Annotated in this window: 16 protein-coding genes; 6 read left to right on the top strand and 10 right to left on the bottom strand. The window is 41.6% G+C overall.

What is annotated here, in order from left to right; all coding sequences use genetic code 11:
- Positions 1-464 precede the first annotated feature (464 nt).
- The 3 genes from TOL9009_RS0123830 to TOL9009_RS40285 form a co-directional block, all read right to left on the bottom strand.
- Positions 465-950: a glutathione peroxidase gene (locus TOL9009_RS0123830; RefSeq protein WP_029635211.1), complete on the bottom strand. Its 486-nt coding sequence runs from the start codon at positions 948-950 to the stop codon at positions 465-467.
- A gap of 175 nt (positions 951-1,125) precedes the next feature.
- The gene (locus tag TOL9009_RS0123825) at positions 1,126-1,770 is read right to left on the bottom strand and encodes a pentapeptide repeat-containing protein (protein WP_029635209.1); all 645 of its coding nucleotides are present in this window, start codon (positions 1,768-1,770) and stop codon (positions 1,126-1,128) included.
- Between the two features lie 310 nt (positions 1,771-2,080).
- Positions 2,081-2,608 (bottom strand): hypothetical protein, encoded by a 528-nt coding sequence (locus tag TOL9009_RS40285; RefSeq protein WP_038296552.1) that lies wholly within the window; start codon positions 2,606-2,608, stop codon positions 2,081-2,083.
- 539 nt (positions 2,609-3,147) lie between these two features.
- Here TOL9009_RS40285 and aroF point away from each other — a divergent pair.
- A complete protein-coding gene (aroF, locus tag TOL9009_RS0123815) occupies positions 3,148-4,017 on the top strand; it encodes a 3-deoxy-7-phosphoheptulonate synthase (RefSeq protein ID WP_029635207.1) in 870 nt (289 codons plus the stop codon).
- Positions 4,018-4,107: 90 nt separating this feature from the next.
- On the opposite strand, the gene TOL9009_RS42290 is transcribed toward aroF, so the two are convergent.
- The 4 genes from TOL9009_RS42290 to ahcY form a co-directional block, all read right to left on the bottom strand.
- Positions 4,108-5,694 (bottom strand): WD40 domain-containing protein, encoded by a 1,587-nt coding sequence (locus TOL9009_RS42290; protein WP_051503009.1) that lies wholly within the window; start codon positions 5,692-5,694, stop codon positions 4,108-4,110.
- Between the two features lie 201 nt (positions 5,695-5,895).
- A complete protein-coding gene (locus tag TOL9009_RS0123805; RefSeq protein WP_029635205.1) occupies positions 5,896-7,974 on the bottom strand; it encodes a caspase family protein in 2,079 nt (692 codons plus the stop codon).
- Between the two features lie 246 nt (positions 7,975-8,220).
- Positions 8,221-8,688 (bottom strand): hypothetical protein, encoded by a 468-nt coding sequence (locus TOL9009_RS0123800; RefSeq protein WP_144238322.1) that lies wholly within the window; start codon positions 8,686-8,688, stop codon positions 8,221-8,223.
- Positions 8,689-9,172: 484 nt separating this feature from the next.
- Positions 9,173-10,450, bottom strand: coding sequence for an adenosylhomocysteinase (gene ahcY / locus TOL9009_RS0123795; protein ID WP_029635201.1), 1,278 nt, complete (start codon positions 10,448-10,450; stop codon positions 9,173-9,175).
- A gap of 602 nt (positions 10,451-11,052) precedes the next feature.
- On the opposite strand from ahcY, the gene TOL9009_RS0123790 reads away from it, so the two are divergent.
- The gene (locus TOL9009_RS0123790) at positions 11,053-12,639 is read left to right on the top strand and encodes a mechanosensitive ion channel family protein (protein WP_051503128.1); all 1,587 of its coding nucleotides are present in this window, start codon (positions 11,053-11,055) and stop codon (positions 12,637-12,639) included.
- Here TOL9009_RS0123790 and TOL9009_RS47685 read toward each other — a convergent pair.
- The gene (locus TOL9009_RS47685) at positions 12,590-12,916 is read right to left on the bottom strand and encodes a hypothetical protein (RefSeq protein WP_186227635.1); all 327 of its coding nucleotides are present in this window, start codon (positions 12,914-12,916) and stop codon (positions 12,590-12,592) included. The two genes, TOL9009_RS0123790 and TOL9009_RS47685, sit on opposite strands and share 50 nt — an antisense overlap.
- Positions 12,917-13,201: 285 nt before the next feature.
- On the opposite strand from TOL9009_RS47685, the gene TOL9009_RS0123785 reads away from it, so the two are divergent.
- From TOL9009_RS0123785 to TOL9009_RS0123770, 4 genes are all read left to right on the top strand, one after another.
- The gene (locus tag TOL9009_RS0123785) at positions 13,202-13,465 is read left to right on the top strand and encodes a hypothetical protein (RefSeq protein WP_029635197.1); all 264 of its coding nucleotides are present in this window, start codon (positions 13,202-13,204) and stop codon (positions 13,463-13,465) included.
- Between the two features lie 90 nt (positions 13,466-13,555).
- On the top strand, positions 13,556-13,927 hold the full coding sequence (locus TOL9009_RS0123780) for a hypothetical protein (protein ID WP_029635195.1): 372 nt from the start codon (positions 13,556-13,558) through the stop codon (positions 13,925-13,927).
- A gap of 107 nt (positions 13,928-14,034) precedes the next feature.
- Positions 14,035-14,340 carry a BrnT family toxin gene (locus tag TOL9009_RS0123775; protein ID WP_029635193.1) on the top strand — a complete coding sequence of 102 codons (306 nt, stop codon included), beginning with the start codon at positions 14,035-14,037 and terminating at the stop codon, positions 14,338-14,340.
- On the top strand, positions 14,288-14,680 hold the full coding sequence (locus tag TOL9009_RS0123770; RefSeq protein ID WP_199341253.1) for a helix-turn-helix domain-containing protein: 393 nt from the start codon (positions 14,288-14,290) through the stop codon (positions 14,678-14,680). The genes TOL9009_RS0123775 and TOL9009_RS0123770 overlap by 53 nt, the downstream gene beginning before the upstream one ends.
- A gap of 112 nt (positions 14,681-14,792) precedes the next feature.
- On the opposite strand, the gene TOL9009_RS0123765 is transcribed toward TOL9009_RS0123770, so the two are convergent.
- A complete protein-coding gene (locus tag TOL9009_RS0123765) occupies positions 14,793-15,932 on the bottom strand; it encodes a glycosyltransferase family 4 protein (RefSeq protein ID WP_029635189.1) in 1,140 nt (379 codons plus the stop codon).
- Positions 15,933-15,950: 18 nt separating this feature from the next.
- Positions 15,951-17,117, bottom strand: a complete 1,167-nt coding sequence (locus tag TOL9009_RS0123760; RefSeq protein WP_029635187.1) for a glycosyltransferase family 4 protein — start codon at positions 17,115-17,117, stop codon at positions 15,951-15,953.
- Between the last annotated feature and the right edge of the window lie 207 nt (positions 17,118-17,324).

The raw sequence follows: 17,324 nt of genomic DNA, 5'->3' as shown, positions 1-17,324 counted from the left end.
GGCGATAAAAATTCGCGACTATACAAATAAAGCCCGTATGTACTCACATATTGCACTAATATCATCTATCGCCCACCACCGCCAGAGATTTTAATCGAATGGCTAATAGCGCTCATTCCCCCTGTATAGGACTAAATTCTTTCTGGGCAAAGATTTTAGTCCATTTTTATGGACTTAAGCTATTAGCCCTGAACTTCAGTTCTGGGCGGGTAAGGAGACTAATTGAGAATAGGGCAAGATATTTAGTATATACGGACTTTTAATTTAATATATTTTCATGGTCAGGCGAATGCGTAGCACCAATTATAAGTATTTACGCTTATAGTACTAAATTTTTAACAGTCTGAGGACAAACGACAAAGAAACTCACTTGCTGATAAAATTGCTACCCCAATTTACAAAGCCGCATCAAAAACGTGCTGTGCAGTGAGGTTGAGTTGGGAGAAGGTGGGGGATACGATTTACTATTTTGCTAATTCTCCTTCTAGAGTGGCAATTAAATCTGGTGAATATGGCTTGACACTACTTTTAAATCGAGCTACTACCTCACCTTGCTTGTTGACTAAAAATTTTTCAAAGTTCCAAGAAATCGGTCCGGTTGGCTCCACAGCATTAGTGAGTCGTGCATAAAGTGGGTGCTGTTGTAAACCTTTAGTATGAACTTTGTCAAATAACTCAAAGGTTACACCATAGTTGCTTGTGCAGAATTGGACAATTTCTTCATTGCTTCCTGGTTCCTGCTCACCAAAATCATTACAGGGGAACGCGAGGATACGTAACCCTGCATCCCGATACATCTGGTTCAACTTTTCGAGTCCCTCATATTGGGGGGTATAACCGCACTCAGAAGCGACATTCACAATCAGGAGTACCTTGCCAGCATACTCGTTTAATTGCTTATCTTCGCCCTTGATGGTTTTGACTGCAATATCATAAATTGTGCTACTCATGTTAAATCTGATTTTTAGGGAATATTGCCAAGTTTCCCATATTGATGGTCATCAAATATAATACTCGCTTGAAAACATACCTTAAGAGCTAGAGAAAATAGAAGGCAAAACTTCGGGTTTCTGCCATTAGGCATACCAATATACATTCAAGTTAAACGTCCACAAGTGACATTATTCAGGCGTGAATTGTGCCATCAGGCATAATTGCACCACTTAAATTAGCACCAATTAGTTTTACAAGCAAGCGATCGCCAGAGCGAATTCTTGCTCCTGTAAAATCGGCTCCCCGTAAATCGGCTCCACTGAGATCAGCTCCAATCAAGTTCGCATTCCGCAAGTTAGCTTCTCGAAGATCGGCTAAAAGTAAATTTGCTCTAAACAAATTTGCTTCCGACAAATCGGCACCTCTAAGATTAACTTTGTGCATAAAAGTATCGCTTAGATTAGCACCATTCAAGTTAGAGTAACTCAAATTTCTGCCAGATAAATCTTTGTTGCTCAAATTTGCCCGACTGTAGTCTTTGCCACTCAAGTCTGAGCTTTTCTTTGGTGGTTGCTGCGTTTCGGAAGACTTTTTTGGTTGAGTCGGTGATGAAGTCTGTGAAACTTGATACTTTGCCTTGAAAGAGCGCAATTTATCACGAGCTTCATTAATTGCCTTCAGCTTATCTTGTGCTTTTTGTTGCAAGCGGAGATTATCTAAGGGAATGCGATCGGGATGCCACACAAAAACCAAATCTTTGTAAGCTTGGTTAACTTCCTCCAGTGTTGCTCCGGGTTCTAATTCCAAGACTCTATAGTACCGCTCCAGCTCGCTCATAAGACGTTTTGGTGGAAAATCAAGTTAATAGTGAAGTGATGCAACCTTTTATCTGCTTAATTTGAGCGCGAGTTTGTGTTTTCTTGGGTAGATAGACGCTATATTCCGCCATTTTTTACCGCCATCCGTAAGATTTTTAGGAACTTGACGCTTCTTATTATCTCATCCTGTTCGGCAGTAGTTTTTTGGTCAACTACCTTATACTTTTATGCTACCTGACGCAGGGACATAATTTTCTTTGATCCGTAAAAAACAATACTTGCGACTGGTACAAACAGAGGGTTATTTGCCATTTTCTATTCCCTATTTCCTATTCCCCATTTCCTTGGAAGTTCCGAGCGTTCGTAACCGTCGCTCGGATTTCTCTCCATCGGACGATACCTCTCCAATAGGCACCAAGAGGAACCTGATAAATCTCAATCATCAGCCAAACAATAATTGAGAAATGTACCAAAAAGGTTAAGCAAGTCCAAATAGAAGGCAACCAAGTAATCGGAGCATGTGGATCTAAAGGAAAATTGTAAGCGACTATGCCGATGATAATAGTCGGAAAAAGCACAAAAGCAGCGGCTCCTAGTGCATAACCCCAACCCAATTCCACACCTTCTAACTGAGTTTCTGTCCAATTCAAGCCATTCCACCGCCAAATCAGCGGTGGTTGCCGAGAAAGCATCTTCAGTTGCTGTTGTTCTAGATTAACAGTAAAAATCTCATGACAGAAGTCACAACCCATAGTCTCCATTAAAGGCATGTCGCGAATCTTACCAATACGACAGACTGGGCAGGGGTAAACTCCTTGATAATTTAAAGGCACCGCTAATATTTTGGAACTAGGCATAATCAAACTTAAGGTGGGAGTGGGGAGTAGGGGAAGCGCGGTAGAGACGTTCCGCCGGAACGTCTGTACGGGAGTCGCAATCATAATTTATAATTTACAACTTCTAACTCATAACTTTTGTACAGAGGTTCCACACCGAACGTCTCTACCTAACTTCTAACTCTTTTTTGGTCTGATGGGAGCCTTGACAAGGCTAGAAGTGTTGTGTTAAGTTCCTTGTTAAAGTTGTACATCAAATTTCACAAGTATTGCACCGCGCAAATGTTAAGCAGTAATTCTTACTTTTATTTTTGGTTTAGGCTGGTTCACCGGGGGTGAGTCAAGTTTCCCAATGGAAACAGCCCGGTGAACCGCAGAGCGAACTCTGCGGTTTTTGTTTTTTTAGGAGATTTTTAGCGTGATGGCTCATTTCGGTAGCTGGTTTTATGGCTTTTACTTTTGGTGCTGGACAAGCTCCGGGTGAAGCGTCATGCTGATGTATCGATCGCGCCCGGAACTTAAAAGTTCTGGGCTTTTTTATTGTAAGGAGAATTTAACCCATGATTAACGCCAAACTTGCCTCACAATCTCATCCTCACCATCAAACAATCGTCAAAGTTTCTGAAAAAGTCGCTTTTGGCGGCAAAGAACTGGTGATTATCGGTGGACCTTGTACAGTGGAAAGCTTAGAGCAAATGGAAACAGTCGCCGAAAAGCTTTCTGCTGCGCCCGTACAAGCTTTACGTGGCGGTGTATACAAGCCGCGAACGTCACCCTACGCTTTCCAGGGAATGGGAGAAGAAGGACTAGAAATTTTGGCAAAAGTGCGATCGCATTACAATATTCCTGTTGTGACTGAAGTTATGTCAATCTCCCAAATTGAAGCGATCGCCCAAACTGCTGATATGCTGCAAGTGGGTAGCCGCAATATGCAAAACTTCGACTTGCTCAAAGCTTTAGGACAAGCCGGTAAGCCGATATTACTCAAACGTGGTTTAGCCGCAACAATTGAAGAATTCGTCATGGCAGCCGAATATATTTTAAGTCACGGCAACCCAAATGTGGTAATGTGCGAAAGAGGTATTCGCAGCTTTGATGATTACACCCGCAACGTGTTGGATTTAGCGGCTGTAGCTGCTCTCAAGCAAATTACTCACTTACCTGTAATTGTCGATCCTTCCCATGCAGTCGGGAAACGAGAATTAGTAGCAGCGATGGCGAAAGCAGCGATCGCTTGTGGCGCAGATGGGTTAATTATCGAGTGTCACCCAGAACCGGAAAAATCCGTTTCTGACGCCCGTCAAGCGCTCTCTTTAGAAGACATGGTGGATTTGGTTGATAACTTAAGACTTGTAGCCGCCGCAGTTGGGCGTATTATACCAGAAGTAGGGGTAGGTTTCAAGCCTGCCCCTATTTTTTGTGCGGCTTAAGTGTTGGGAAAAGAGCGATCGCTTTTTTGATTATTTTTGGTTGGGAGAGCGATCGCACCCTTACGCTATAGTCATAAATTAGGAAAATTATTAACAAGCTTGCCAAAGCCTAATTTGCATATCATCACCAGCACTAGCGAGAAGATGTCCATCAGAACTAAAGGCTATAGTTCTAACTTCTCCTAAATGTCCAGTAAGGGTGTTAAGCTGTTCCCCTGTATGTAAGTCCCAAATTTTGATTGTGTAATCAGCACTAGCGCTGGCAATTTTTGTATTATCTGGGCTAATAGCAACACACCAAATTCGTCCTGCATGACCGTAAAGTATATGAGGTGGTTTCTTATCCCCATTAGCTAAATTCCAAAGCTTGATAGTTCTGTCAGCACCGCTACTAACGAGAGTCTGATTATCAGGACTAATGGCAAGTGAGAGAACATCGCTTAGATGTGCATGATCGATTATGTACAGTGGTTCGTTAATATTACTCAAATGCCAAAGTTTGATTATGCCGCTTTTACTGCCGCTAGCTAGGCTTTGTCCATCTGGACTAAAGGCAAGGGAAAGAACAGAACTGTTGTGTGCCACAATTGCAGCTTGCCTTTTTCCTGTCTCTAGATTCCACAATTTGATTAATCCTTGAGTACTCGCACTACCACTAGCAATAATTTCTCTATTAGGGCTAATAGAAATTGCATTAAGAATAGTTGCAGGATTTAAAGATGTAGCAATTGTGCGTTCACATTTCCCAGTTTTTTGATCCCACAGTTTGATTTTACTGTCAGTGCTAGCACTAACGAGCATCTTTCCATCTGGAGTAATACCAACACACTTAACTCGTTTTTCATGAGCGGTGAGTATGTGTATTGGTTGCCTAGTTTCTAAATCCCATAATCTGACTGTCTCATCATTACTACCACTAATTAGGGTTTTTCCATCAGAACTGAAGGCTAGAGACCTAACCCAGTCGGAATGACCTTTTAATGAACTTAAATAATTCCAATTTGAATACGAGTTATTTGAATCGGCGGGTGAAATTATTAGAGAATTAAGATTTTCTTTTTTATTCAAAACTGGTTTTAAATGTTCTGCAATTTCAACTTTAGGAGTTGCACCAACTACTTCTGCCTTGCGAGGAATCGAACGACCTGACATCTTAAATTGAATCGCATTACAACCCCATTTGTAAGCAGACTCAATGGTTTCTCCGGCTCCTAAAGCATCATAAAAACCAACTGTAAAAGCGATCGCTGCATTATCTAAAATTTCATGACTCATGCCAATGACATAATTGATATGCTCGCTAATGGCTTTTGCTTGCACTTGGGCATAACAAGCATTGAGCAAAACACACTCTACGCGATCGCTTATTAAGCTAAATAAATCTGCTAAAGCTTCTGTGCTGGCTAAATCTTCTCGTCCATCATCATCTTCCAACACCAAACCTTGACTGCCTGTGCCATGTCCGCAAAAATGGACAATATGCGGTTTAACTTCCAGCATGGCACGCCGCAAGTCTTCCGGACGTACAGCACCTCTTGTTTCTATTTGAAAGCGATCGCGATTATCTGCACGTTTGAATCCTTCTCTAATATCACGAATTTCTCGCTCTAGCGCAAGAACTGAAGTGCCTTTAGGATTCGATGCTAGAACTAAGATTTTTTTGACATTACTATTCATCGAAATTTTGCTGATAAATGTTTGTTGTTCAATCGTTCAGTACCCGACGACTGAAGTCGCGGCTATACAAACAAAGTCCGCCTTCGCGGACTGAATATGTTGTAGCCTATGAAGGTGGGCTTTGTTCGTTTAGCCAAGCCAGTGCGTTGGGTGGCTCCGCCGACTTGAAGCACCTGGCGTCCAGGCTTCCAGCCTGCGGGATTAATTCGCTTTCACAGTAATTGTGACTGTTTTGGTCGTCCAGCCGCGATTTGAACTCATAACTTGTGCTTCACGGGTAGGAGGTACTTCATCCGGATCGGCACTAATAGCTTCCAAAAGTTTATCAAGTGGATCGCCACCACCTCTCGGTGTATTTTCGTCATATTCATCGAATGATGCTGCTTTTTTGGCTTGAATCGGTTTGTCGAGAGATGGTAATTCTAGCCAGCGAAACTTAGCAGGGTTAACTGTGGCAAATACTTTTAAGATGTCTTTACCTTCTTGATACCCCTCTGGCAGTTTGAAACTTAAGGGAATCAATTCTTCTTGCTTGGGGTTAAAAGTGGCAAAAGATGCTCCATCTTCTAAGATGTCAAGTTGAGAAATAGCCCAATCTGATTGAAGATCCATGACGACAACATTCAGGTTTTTGTCAGACTCATTCTTGATATATAAAAATATATGTTCTCCAGTTTGCAATGTTTGCTTTGTAGGGTCAGCTAATGGCTTTTTGTCTTTGTCAGTTAACTGAACTACCAATTTGTTAGTTAAAACTGAAATATTTTCCAGTTCTTGGGCAGCCTGGTATTTAGTCAGATGAACTAAGCGTTTAACTACGTTTTCCGCTGCATCAGAATCACCTACTAACAGCGCTGGTCGTAAATTAGGAAATGGCGTACCATTGCGATCGCATATTTCATACTCGCCCGAAGTATTAATCGCTACTTGATAGTGTTCACCTTCAGATGCTAATTCTATCCAACCTTTGCCAGTTCTCGGAATTGCAGCTTTGACTGCTGTCAGTGCTGCGGTTTGAATTTTCAGCAACTCTGAGGGTAGTACCTGATTTGTGTTCTCAAACAAACGAACTTTCCGCACAAGTGCGATCGCCGCTGATAACATTATTGCTGGAGATGCTTGCTCAATATCTCCACGCAGCGAATCTGGCTCGATCGCAGCCCAAGCGTCTGCGGGACTAATATCTGCTGTAATTTGAGCGATCGTTAATGGCTTGTTTTTCTCGCTAAAATCTGTTGTACCTGGTGCATAAATAGCAAATCTTGCTCCTTCACCAACTCCCTGTGCGCTACCTGCATCTAATTGCACCCGATTTCTGGCAGTATCTACCTTGAGAACATTTACTGTATAATGCACATTTGCGTAACTTCTGCCAAAAACTTGACGTTCACCCTCACCAAATAGCATCGGTGTTTGGGCTTGAAATTGACTTTGGACTTTGGCGTAAATGCGATCGTAAAGTGACTTATATGTCAAGTCTGGACTCGGATTATTTAAAGTATCTAGCATCCAATAAGTAAGCGCTCCATTACTCTCCTTACCATTGAATACAGATTCATAAGCATACTCCGAAGGGCGACAAGCTGCTAACAAAACATAATCTCGCGATTCCGGAAGCCAATCACCTACATTAGCTTTGCGAGCTGTTCCCCCTGTAATCTCAAGCCAATTTTCGATCAATTCCTCACGCGATGCCACTAAGCTGTCTGTAGGTCGTGATGTCGTGTCTGGTTCTCCTTCCAATCCTCGAATTGCCGTATCTCCTCGTGTGGTACCCCCAGAGTGACAGCTATCAAACACGACTGTTACAACTAACCCCTTATTTACCATATTTTTCAGGAGTGTTGCAATTTCAACATCTCGGAGATAACGTTCGTTTGTTTTGACAATATCCATCGGTACAAGCGCTTCATCAGGTTGTCCGGCACCCTTTAATTCTGGATAGATTGTCTTTGCACGCCCCCCATGACCAGAATAATGAATATAAACTTGGTCATCTTTTTGGGCTATCTCAGTAATGGCTTGAAACTTGGCTACGATATTTTCATAAGTAGGCAATTGGTCTTGTGGTTCCGTAGCACCTGTATTAGAAGATGTTAGCTTAAAGATTTGTTTCGGCTTCTGCGTCTTTTTGAGGTAATCTTCTACCCGATTAACATCGCGTACACATCCTCCAAGACTCGCATATGAACTTCCGTCTGGCAAATTACCGGGTAGGTAGTAGTCAATACCAATCAGTAATGCGTATAAGTTGGGTATTTGAGTTGTTGGTTCGCTCATATTCGCTTTCTTATATGTTCTACTTTTAAATTTCTACAAGCTTGTTTTCCGAATTACGGAATTGTGAAAGACAATATCCCCGACTTCTTTAAGAAGTCGGGGATATGAAGCAATACAGTTTAGTTAAGCCCAAATACGAGTGTAGAGACGCGAAATTTCGCGTCTCTACAGGTCTAAAATCAGTACCAAAATCCTTAACACCAACCGTATTGGGATATCAAGCTCAATATTTATCACTTTGAAGTTTTAATTCAAAACTGCTTTAAGAGCTTCATCTACCTGATTTAGAGAATCTATTGCCTTTTCAATCAGTTTATCTTGTTGTTTTTCTGAATCAGTTTCAACAGCATCGTTGAAAGCTTGTATGGCATTTTGGATTTTGTTTGCACTATCACCCATTCCTCCCTTTTTCAAAGCAGTGGCGGCATTTTTCAAATGTTCCATAGCATTGTCAAAAAATTGCGCTGCATCTTCATTACTTTCAGCCTCAGCAGCGTTATTCATTGCTTCTAAAGCTGAGTCGAGATTTTCGTCAGCATCTTTGACATATTTGGTTTTAATGTCAGCTAGCAAGGTTGAAGAGGTGGTGTGATGATTTACGCTAACACTTGCTGCCATTGCTGGATTATCAGAGAAAAAAAGTGCGTAGTTTACTGCCGCAGGCATCGCTATATTCGACAGCAAAAATATTCCTAGTAATTTTTTGATTTTCATTATTTCAAACCCCGGTTTTTTATTGAAATAAACTCATGCCAATTTCTCGAAATTTCTGTTATAAAGCTTATTTCCTTTACTTATGTGAAACTTCTACAACTTGGCATAATTAATCTTTTATCGTCAATATAAAAAAAGTAGTTTATCGACTTTTTATATTTGTTATATTTGTTCTGCAAATATACGGATTTGACATTCGTATTTAGGAATTGCTGATGTCCGCCAAATTACCCATAATAAAAGAACCCCACCCCAACCCCTCCCCGCAGGCGGGGAGGGGAGCTAAAGCGCAGCTGGGGTGGGGTTCCGGATATTATGCTTAATTGCCCGGACATAATATAAGCGCTGTTAGCGCTCACTACCAATATTAAAAAAGGATAGGTAATTTACCTATCCCAAAAATAATCTATTTAGTAGAGACGTTCCGCCGGAACGTCTTTACGTGGGACGTTCCGATGGAACGTCTTTATGTGTAATGTCTTTATTAAGTTCCAGAAGTCCAAGAGTTGATATACTCATCTTGGTCTGCGGTGAGGGTATCAATTTCAATTCCCATCGCTTGCAATTTCAACAAGGCAATATTTTTATCGACTTCGACAGGAATTGAGTGTAAACCAGCTTGCAGCTTACCTTTATTGGTGACAAGATATTCAGCAGCTAAAGCTTGGTTAGCAAAGCTCATATCCATTACTGCACTGGGGTGTCCTTCCGCAGCAGCGAGGTTGATTAAGCGTCCTTCACCGAGAACGACGATTGATTTACCGCTATGTAGGCGATATTCTTGAGTGAAAGGACGGACATTTTTAACTTCCGTTGTTTTTTCAGCCAAGGTTTTCAGGTCAATTTCTAAATCGAAGTGACCGGAGTTACAAACAATTGCGCCATCTTTCATGACGTCGAAATGTTCGCCACGAATGACGTGCTTGTTACCAGTGACTGTGATAAACAAATCGCCGGCGGATGCAGCTTCCGCCATTGGTAGGACACGGAAACCATCCATTACGGCTTCAATTGCTCTGATGGGGTCAATTTCGGTGACAATTACGTTAGCACCGAGTCCGCGAGCGCGGAGTGCGGTTCCTTTGCCACACCAGCCGTAACCAACTACGACAATGTTTTTACCAGCAAGCAGAACGTTGGTGGCACGGATAATACCGTCTAAGGTTGATTGACCTGTACCGTAGCGGTTGTCAAAGAAGTGCTTGGTGTCAGCATCGTTGACATTCATCGCGGGGAATGTTAGCACACCGTCGCGGAACATGGCACGCAAGCGCACGATTCCGGTTGTGGTTTCTTCGGTGGTGCCAATCAAGTCAGCGATTTGATGGGGACGTTGTTGAATTAAGGTTGCAACTACATCAGAGCCGTCATCAATAATGATGTTAGGACGGTGATCTAAGGCTATTTGGACGTGACGGTGATAAGTGTCGTTATCTTCACCTTTGATGGCAAAGACGGGAATGTCGTAATCGGCGACGAGACATGCGGCTACGTCATCTTGAGTTGAGAGGGGATTGCTAGCAATCAGGACGGCATCTGCACCACCTGCTTTGAGAGCGATCGCCAAATGCGCTGTTTCTGTGGTTACGTGGCAGCAAGCTGAAATCCGAACCCCTGCAAAGGGTTTCTCTTGGGCAAAGCGATCGCGAATTTGTCGCAATACCGGCATTTCGCGTCCAGCCCATTCTATGCGCTGTCTTCCCAAGGGAGCTAGGGCGAGGTCTTTAACCTCGTGCTTTAATCGGGGAGAAGTTGCGGTCATCAAAATTTCCTCAAAAGTGTAAAAAACCTACGTAATACTCTACGTACTTTAATAGAGTATTCCATGACTAGCTATGCTTGTTTAATTTTAAGCAACTAATCAAGGCTTCTTTGCACTAGCTTGACGTTTGAGGGGAATAATGTCAACTTTATTTACTTTTTCTTTGCGTTAACTTTATGTTTCTTGGGCATTGGGCATTGGGCATAGGGCATTGGGCATGGGGCATTGGGCATTGGGCATTGGTAATAATTATTTTCTTAGTCCCCAATCCCTAGTCTGTCTACAGATAGATGAAATATATAAAATTTAAGCTTTTAGATAATAAAAATTTGTCAAAACTTAACTTTAGACAGGTACATTTACCCAAACTGATTTTGCACGATAGCCTTAAGTTTTGCTCTTTGGAGGTGTTGAGTATGCGCTATAAATTTTTGGCTATGCCAGGTTACGCCATACAGTTTCTTCGATCTAAGCGCCCTTCTCCTGTCGGAGACGCTGCGCGAACGGGTTCGCCAGTCGCCTCAACACGGGGAACCCGCGCACGGCGCTGGACTCACCTTCAAAAGTTAATTTGGGTTGCAGTGGGGGCGATCACCACTTTAATGGTTGTCACTAATTTTAATGTCTCAAAAGCTACGGCACAGATACCGTTTTTACCCATTCTGCAATCACCCCAATTAGGAATTAATGACTCAGACAAAACAATTGTCAATGACTCAATTTATTTGGATGGTCGGCGTTTATTTCAAATAGCGGACACAAGAGCAAATCTTGCACAGCGTTTAGAAGATATCCAACAAGCTCTAGATAGAATTAGCCAAAACTACTTTCAAACGCCTGATGCGAAGCTGAATGTGGAAATTGACCAGGCTGCAAACGCCTCACCGATTATTCGCGTCAATGGCAATTATCTGATGACGGTGACACAAGAGGATGCCAACATTAGGCAGCAAGACCCCGAAAGTTTGGCTGAAGAATTTAAGCAATTGTTGCTGCAAAAATTACCACAGGCGAAACAAGAGCGAAAAACTCAGTTTTTAATGTATCAAGGTAAAATTGCCGCCGCAACCATACTGGGGATGATTATCATCAGTTGGGGTGTATATAAATGGCAATGTCGATCTAGAAAAATTTCAGTACAGCCAACTCCCCCAGCCACACCAGCAACCAAACCGATTACGGTACAGTTGAATCGAGAGCAAAATCAACATATTCAAGAAGCAAAGCGCCGACTTTTTCAGCTAGGGCAAGCAATGATTTGGGGAGGGGGAAGTTTCTTTATCCTTGGTCTATTTCCCTACACGCGATCGCTTCAAATCGCAATTCTCAGAGGGGCGAAAATTCCTTTGCAAGTGGGTCTTATGCTGCTATTAACTTATGTGGCTGTGCGTCTTATTTATGCTTTAACTGACAGCTTTGCCTCTGCTTTAATCAACAGTAGTACTTTACTAACTCCGGAAACTACCGAACGCCTACAGTTACGAGTTTCTACGATTTCTGGTGTAACTAAAAGTATTGCTACCTTTGCTTTGCTCATACTTAGTACTTTATTAACCTTGACAGTATTGGGAATAGATGTTATTCCCTTACTTGCTGGTGCCAGTTTAATTGGTGTGGCGCTATCTTTGGCTTCTCAAAGTTTAATTAAAGATGCAATTAACGGCTTTCTGATTATTTTGGAAGACCAGTACGCTTTAGGTGATGTCATTGCCGTGGGGGAAGTTGGCGGTTTAGTAGAAAATTTGAATCTGCGGATGACTCAGGTACGCGATTCAGAAGGACGCTTAATTACGATTCCCAACAGCGAAATTAAAATTGTTGCTAATCTTTCTAGTCGGTGGTCACGCGCAGACTTAAATATCCCGGTTAGCTATCAAACCAATATTGACAAGGCTTTGGAATTGATTGAACATGTTGCCTTAAAGATGGATCTTGATCCGTTATGGCAAGAGCAAATTGTCGAAACGCCGAAAGTTTTGGGAGTAGATAATTTTGGCGATCGCGGTTTGATAATTCGTGTATGGATTAAAACACAACCCCTCAAGCAATGGGATGTAGCGCGAGAATTTCGCCGTCGTTTGAAAATCGCCTTCGACAAAGCCGGAGTTTCTATTCCTTTACCTCAACAAGCGATTTGGGTCAATGATGCTGAATTACTGAAATCTCATTTTGATGACAAGGTGAATTAGTTATTGGGCATAGGGCATAGGGCATTGGGAAAAAAGAATTATTTGCCTCCGAACCCTGATCTCCCCCTTGTCCCCAGTTACAAGGGTCTAAATCAGGTGGGAAAACGAAAAATTCTACCCCGCTGAAAAGTCCTTTGTGGTGAAGGGCGATCGCCTCTACTAATCGGAAAAACACTATCGGAATCCATAAGCCTAATCTATCACTGTAAAAGTAGACAACGACACGGCTCGTTTTGTGTTCTTCCAGAGGGAGTGGACTTTGCCAAGGTGAAACCATACTAAATGAACCTCATCTGCCAAAAGATAGATATAGCTATATCTATCTTTTTACTTATTGATTCAGTAAAAACAACTATCTTTAGCTAGTTGCTGAATGATGTTGTTTTCATATCCTCCAAACTGTATTACCAACTTTGGCAGATAAAGAGAGGAAAACTCGCTCTTGTTTTATGGACAAACTAGTACAAAAATACTATAATATATATAGCATCCACGAAGCCTGGTGAAGCGCTAAATGGCTCTGTGACAGCCTTCATGTGAAGTTTGACTCAAGGTTTGTTTTATGATTAAACACTATATTCTCAGCCTCAATCCGACTGCGAAGCACGACTGGGATCGTTGTATTCTACGCGATCCGCTGACTGCCAAACGTCCGGACATTGCTAAATTAATTGCGGAAGCAGTTGGTGCAGATACAGGTAGTTATTTGGTGAGTGTGAATATCCAAGTTGAAGTATTAGAGCAAGCTGCGGTGCCTTATGCTGAACAGCTATCACTGAATATTAGCGAGGTGAGTGTTCCGTCTCAACTGAGGGAAGTAGCGTAGTTAAGGGACTGGGGAATAGAAAATATTGAATTGATTTGTGCGTTGCTTGCTGTGGGTGTTTATTAAGATTTTTAGAGGTAAATTATTTTGATGTTGCAACTGAGTCATTATCCATCTGCGATCGCTCAAGCTGCCCAACGAGTGAATGAAGTAGACTCTCAGTTGATGGCAGTTCAGCACCAAATTAACCGATTTGAAGGCAATGCCGATCGCATTTCAGCTTTTGAATCTGATTTGAAGAACGATGCTCAACGCAAAGCACGTCGCTTTGAAGTGCTGTTGGTGAATCAGGAATATCAAAAGTCAATGGATACTCTGATTAGATTAACGGCAGAAAAACAAAATGCGATCGCTCATTTAGAATATCTCCGCAACCAGTTTAGTGTCGCTAAATTAGAAGCGAGATTAGCCATAGTTCAACAACTCAACGATTTTGAAGCTCGCGAATTAGTAGGTTTGTAATTCCATATAGGTCAATACGCTTGCTGAATCGTGAAATTTATCTGGCTAGTCCATAACGTTGCTGGTTTCAGTAGACAATTGACAAAACTACTGTTATCCCGTACATAATGAATGATGCAGATCACTTTGAATGGGACTATCAAAAAGCTCTCCTAAACTACAGTAAGCACGGTGTGAGTTTTGATGAAGCTTCTGAAGTATTCAATGACCCGTTCGGTATTGAGAGACTAGACGACAGAAAAGCCTACGGTGAGGAGAGATTTATCCGTATTGGCATGGTAGGCAGCAGGCTTCTAATGGTTGTTTATACCGAACGGGGCGAGAAAACCAGAATTATATCAGCACGCGAGGTAACAAAGAATGAACGAAATGATTATTACCGCGAGAATGCACAAGGATGGGACGGTGGTTGAGGTGTTGGCTGAGGGTAGTGAAAGACCCTTTCCTAAACTGCCTGTGCGTCACATGACAGAGCAAGAAATTCATGCTGCGGCTCTTGATGACCCTGACGCACAACCGCTTACCGATGCAGATTTAGCGAGGATGAAACGGGTATCCCGCATAAAAATCATTCGCCGCGCGTTGCGCTTGACGCAGGAAGAATTCGCAGCGCGTTATCATATCCCGCTTGGCACGTTGCGGGACTGGGAGCAGGGACGCAGCGAACCAGACCAAACCGCGCAAGCCTACCTCAAGGTGATTGCCGCTAATCCTGAAGCTATCTATCAGGCATTGCAGTGTACCCCCCATTAATACCATTTCTGTGTGAAGCTGCGCCTAATTGAGCCCACGCAGGTGGGCTTTGTACTACTTTAAGGAACGAACATGACCGCGCTGGCTCACTTTTTACTTTTACTTTGTTGTACTAAAAAAAATTACGCTCAAGCAATTCCGCAATTTGCTGATTAATAATTGCGACATCAAAACGTTGACTTGCAGTAATTCGCGCATTATTAGCTATAGCCGCTGTCTTTTCTGGTTCTTGAAGACATGCGGTAATTATTTGTGCAAGTTTTTCAGGTTTTCCTGGTGTTGCTAAAAAACCATTGATATTGTGTTCTACTAATTCAATTGCACCACCAGATGCAGCTGCAACTACAGGTGTTCCACATAGCATTGCTTCAACAATCACTCTACCAAAAGGTTCTGGAGAAATAGAGGTATGTGCTACCAAGTCACAAGCTGACATTAATTGAGGAATATCGGAACGAAACCCTAAAAATTTGACTCTTTTTTCTAGTCCTAAATTTGTTACCTGACTATGTAAACTTTCAACATAATCTTCTTCACCAAATAGTGCATCACCAACTAAAAGTACCGTGACTTCTTGAGGACATTTAGCAAGTGCTTCAATTAAAATATGCTGTCCTTTCCAAGGTGCAAGACGGCTAAAATGTCCGACTACGAATTGTCCTTCTAAATTTAAGTCTTGCCGCAACTGCTTAACATCAGGCTCGGAAATTTGATAATTTTTTGAATCAAAGCCATTGTAAACTATTTCAGTAAGCTTTGCGCGTCCTCCGGCTTTCACAAAAGCTGTTTTACTAGCTTGAGAATTGGCAATTACTAATGATGCAAGATTAGCGCAAGTTACAGCAATGCGACGATTGGTTTTGCTAAAATGCTCCTCTGAAAGAATATCATGCAAATGATATACTAAAGGACGACGGCTGAGAAAACTAGCGATCGCACCTACAACTAACGCTTTTTGTGTATTGGCGTAAATTAAATCATATTCACGAGCGATTTTAGCTACTTTAGTAATTATCGGTGCAAGTTGTCCTAAACTACCTAAACCTTGTGCCAAGCTGCTTTCTTTGCGAACTTGTATTGCTTGAGTAGCCAAAACTTGCACGGGAATTTTATTCTGAATAAGTAAATCTTTGAATGAACCATCTGCAAATAAGCCTACCATACAGCGATCGCTATAAGGTTTAGCAATATCTATCAAGCATAATTCTGCACCACCAGGTTTACCACTTTGGTCTAAAAAGAGAATTTTCATAATTATGTTTACACCTCTTTAGGCTAAAAGAATTGAGCGCACCTGAGTTGCAATTTTCTTCCAATCAAATTGTGTAACAGCGTAATTGCGACAGTCTTCTCGTGAAGGTACTGGAATTTTTTTTAGTAATACCTCTTCTAATTTTTCGGCAATAGCTGATGCTTCGATAGAATCAGTAATTAATTGGGGTGAAAAGGGTTCTAAAATTTCTGGCATTCCACCAACAGGAGTACACACAACAGGGGTGCCACAAGCTAAAGATTCCACTATTGCTAATCCAAATCCTTCAAAAGATTGACTGGGCATTACACTCAAATCGGCAGCTTGATAAGCTATTGGCAATTGGTCATCAGGTAAAAAGCCTAAAAATTTAACGTGATCGTTTAGTCCCAATTCTGCTGTTTGTTGTTTGAGTGCAGCTTCTAATAGTCCACGACCACCAATCGCTAACCAAACGTCAGGAATTCTCGGTTTGATTGTTGCGATCGCTATCAACAATTTGTCAAGTCCAACGCGATTTACTAACCGACGGGATGTAAATATGATTGGACGATCTTGGGGCCAATCTAACTTGTTACGAGCATCTTGAGGTGATAGATTTACTTGAAATCGATTAATATCAACTCCACCAGGAATTATATTAATTTTCTCAGCGGGTACTTGATATTCTTGATGTAAGATATTGCCAAATGCTTTGCTGAGAACGATGAAGCGATCGCAACGGTTATAAACTCTTTTTTCTATTAGCCACCACTTGAGAAAAGCGTCAATTTTATTAATTCCTTCCTCATAACTTTCAGATGCCCAAGGTCCATGAAAGTTAAAAGTAATTGGCACTGACTTTGGCAAAAGATCCAAAATAGGAGAGCTATACAATGCAAAATGTAAATTAATTGCATCTGGTGTACCTACCCTGGTTTTTTGAAAATTAGTACGAATATACCACAGGCGTTGCCAAATTGCAGTATCTGGAGAAGTTAAGTTTGTCAACTTTATCGGCAGATTTTCTTCAGCTTCTGGCAGTCCAACACCACAGAATTCTACCTTGTCTTCATTTGCTGCTAATTGTTTAGTTAGTTCATAAATATACCTCTCCAACCCTCCTGGTGTTTTGGGAAACCAACCTGTTCCTAGGGTGAGAATAGATGCTGTTTCATTTATATGGTCTTTTTTATTGCTTAACATAAATATTTAACCTCATATTTACTCGTAATAAATTAATTTGCTTTCTCGTCCAACTTCAATGGTTTTTTGAGATTGCCGATTAATAGACATCCTTTATATTTATATTCTGCCATTTTACCCAATATCAGTACTCTACTTTAAGTCTTACTATAGGTACACTTCAAGCAAAACCATCTATATCAGGAAAATTAAATCTACTAAGATATC

Source organism: [Scytonema hofmanni] UTEX 2349 (genome assembly GCF_000582685.1).
Classification (GTDB): Bacteria; Cyanobacteriota; Cyanobacteriia; order Cyanobacteriales; family Nostocaceae; genus Hassallia; species Hassallia hofmanni.
The sequence above is the reverse complement of the archived record's forward strand: the minus strand, read 5'-3'. Positions and strand labels throughout refer to the sequence as shown.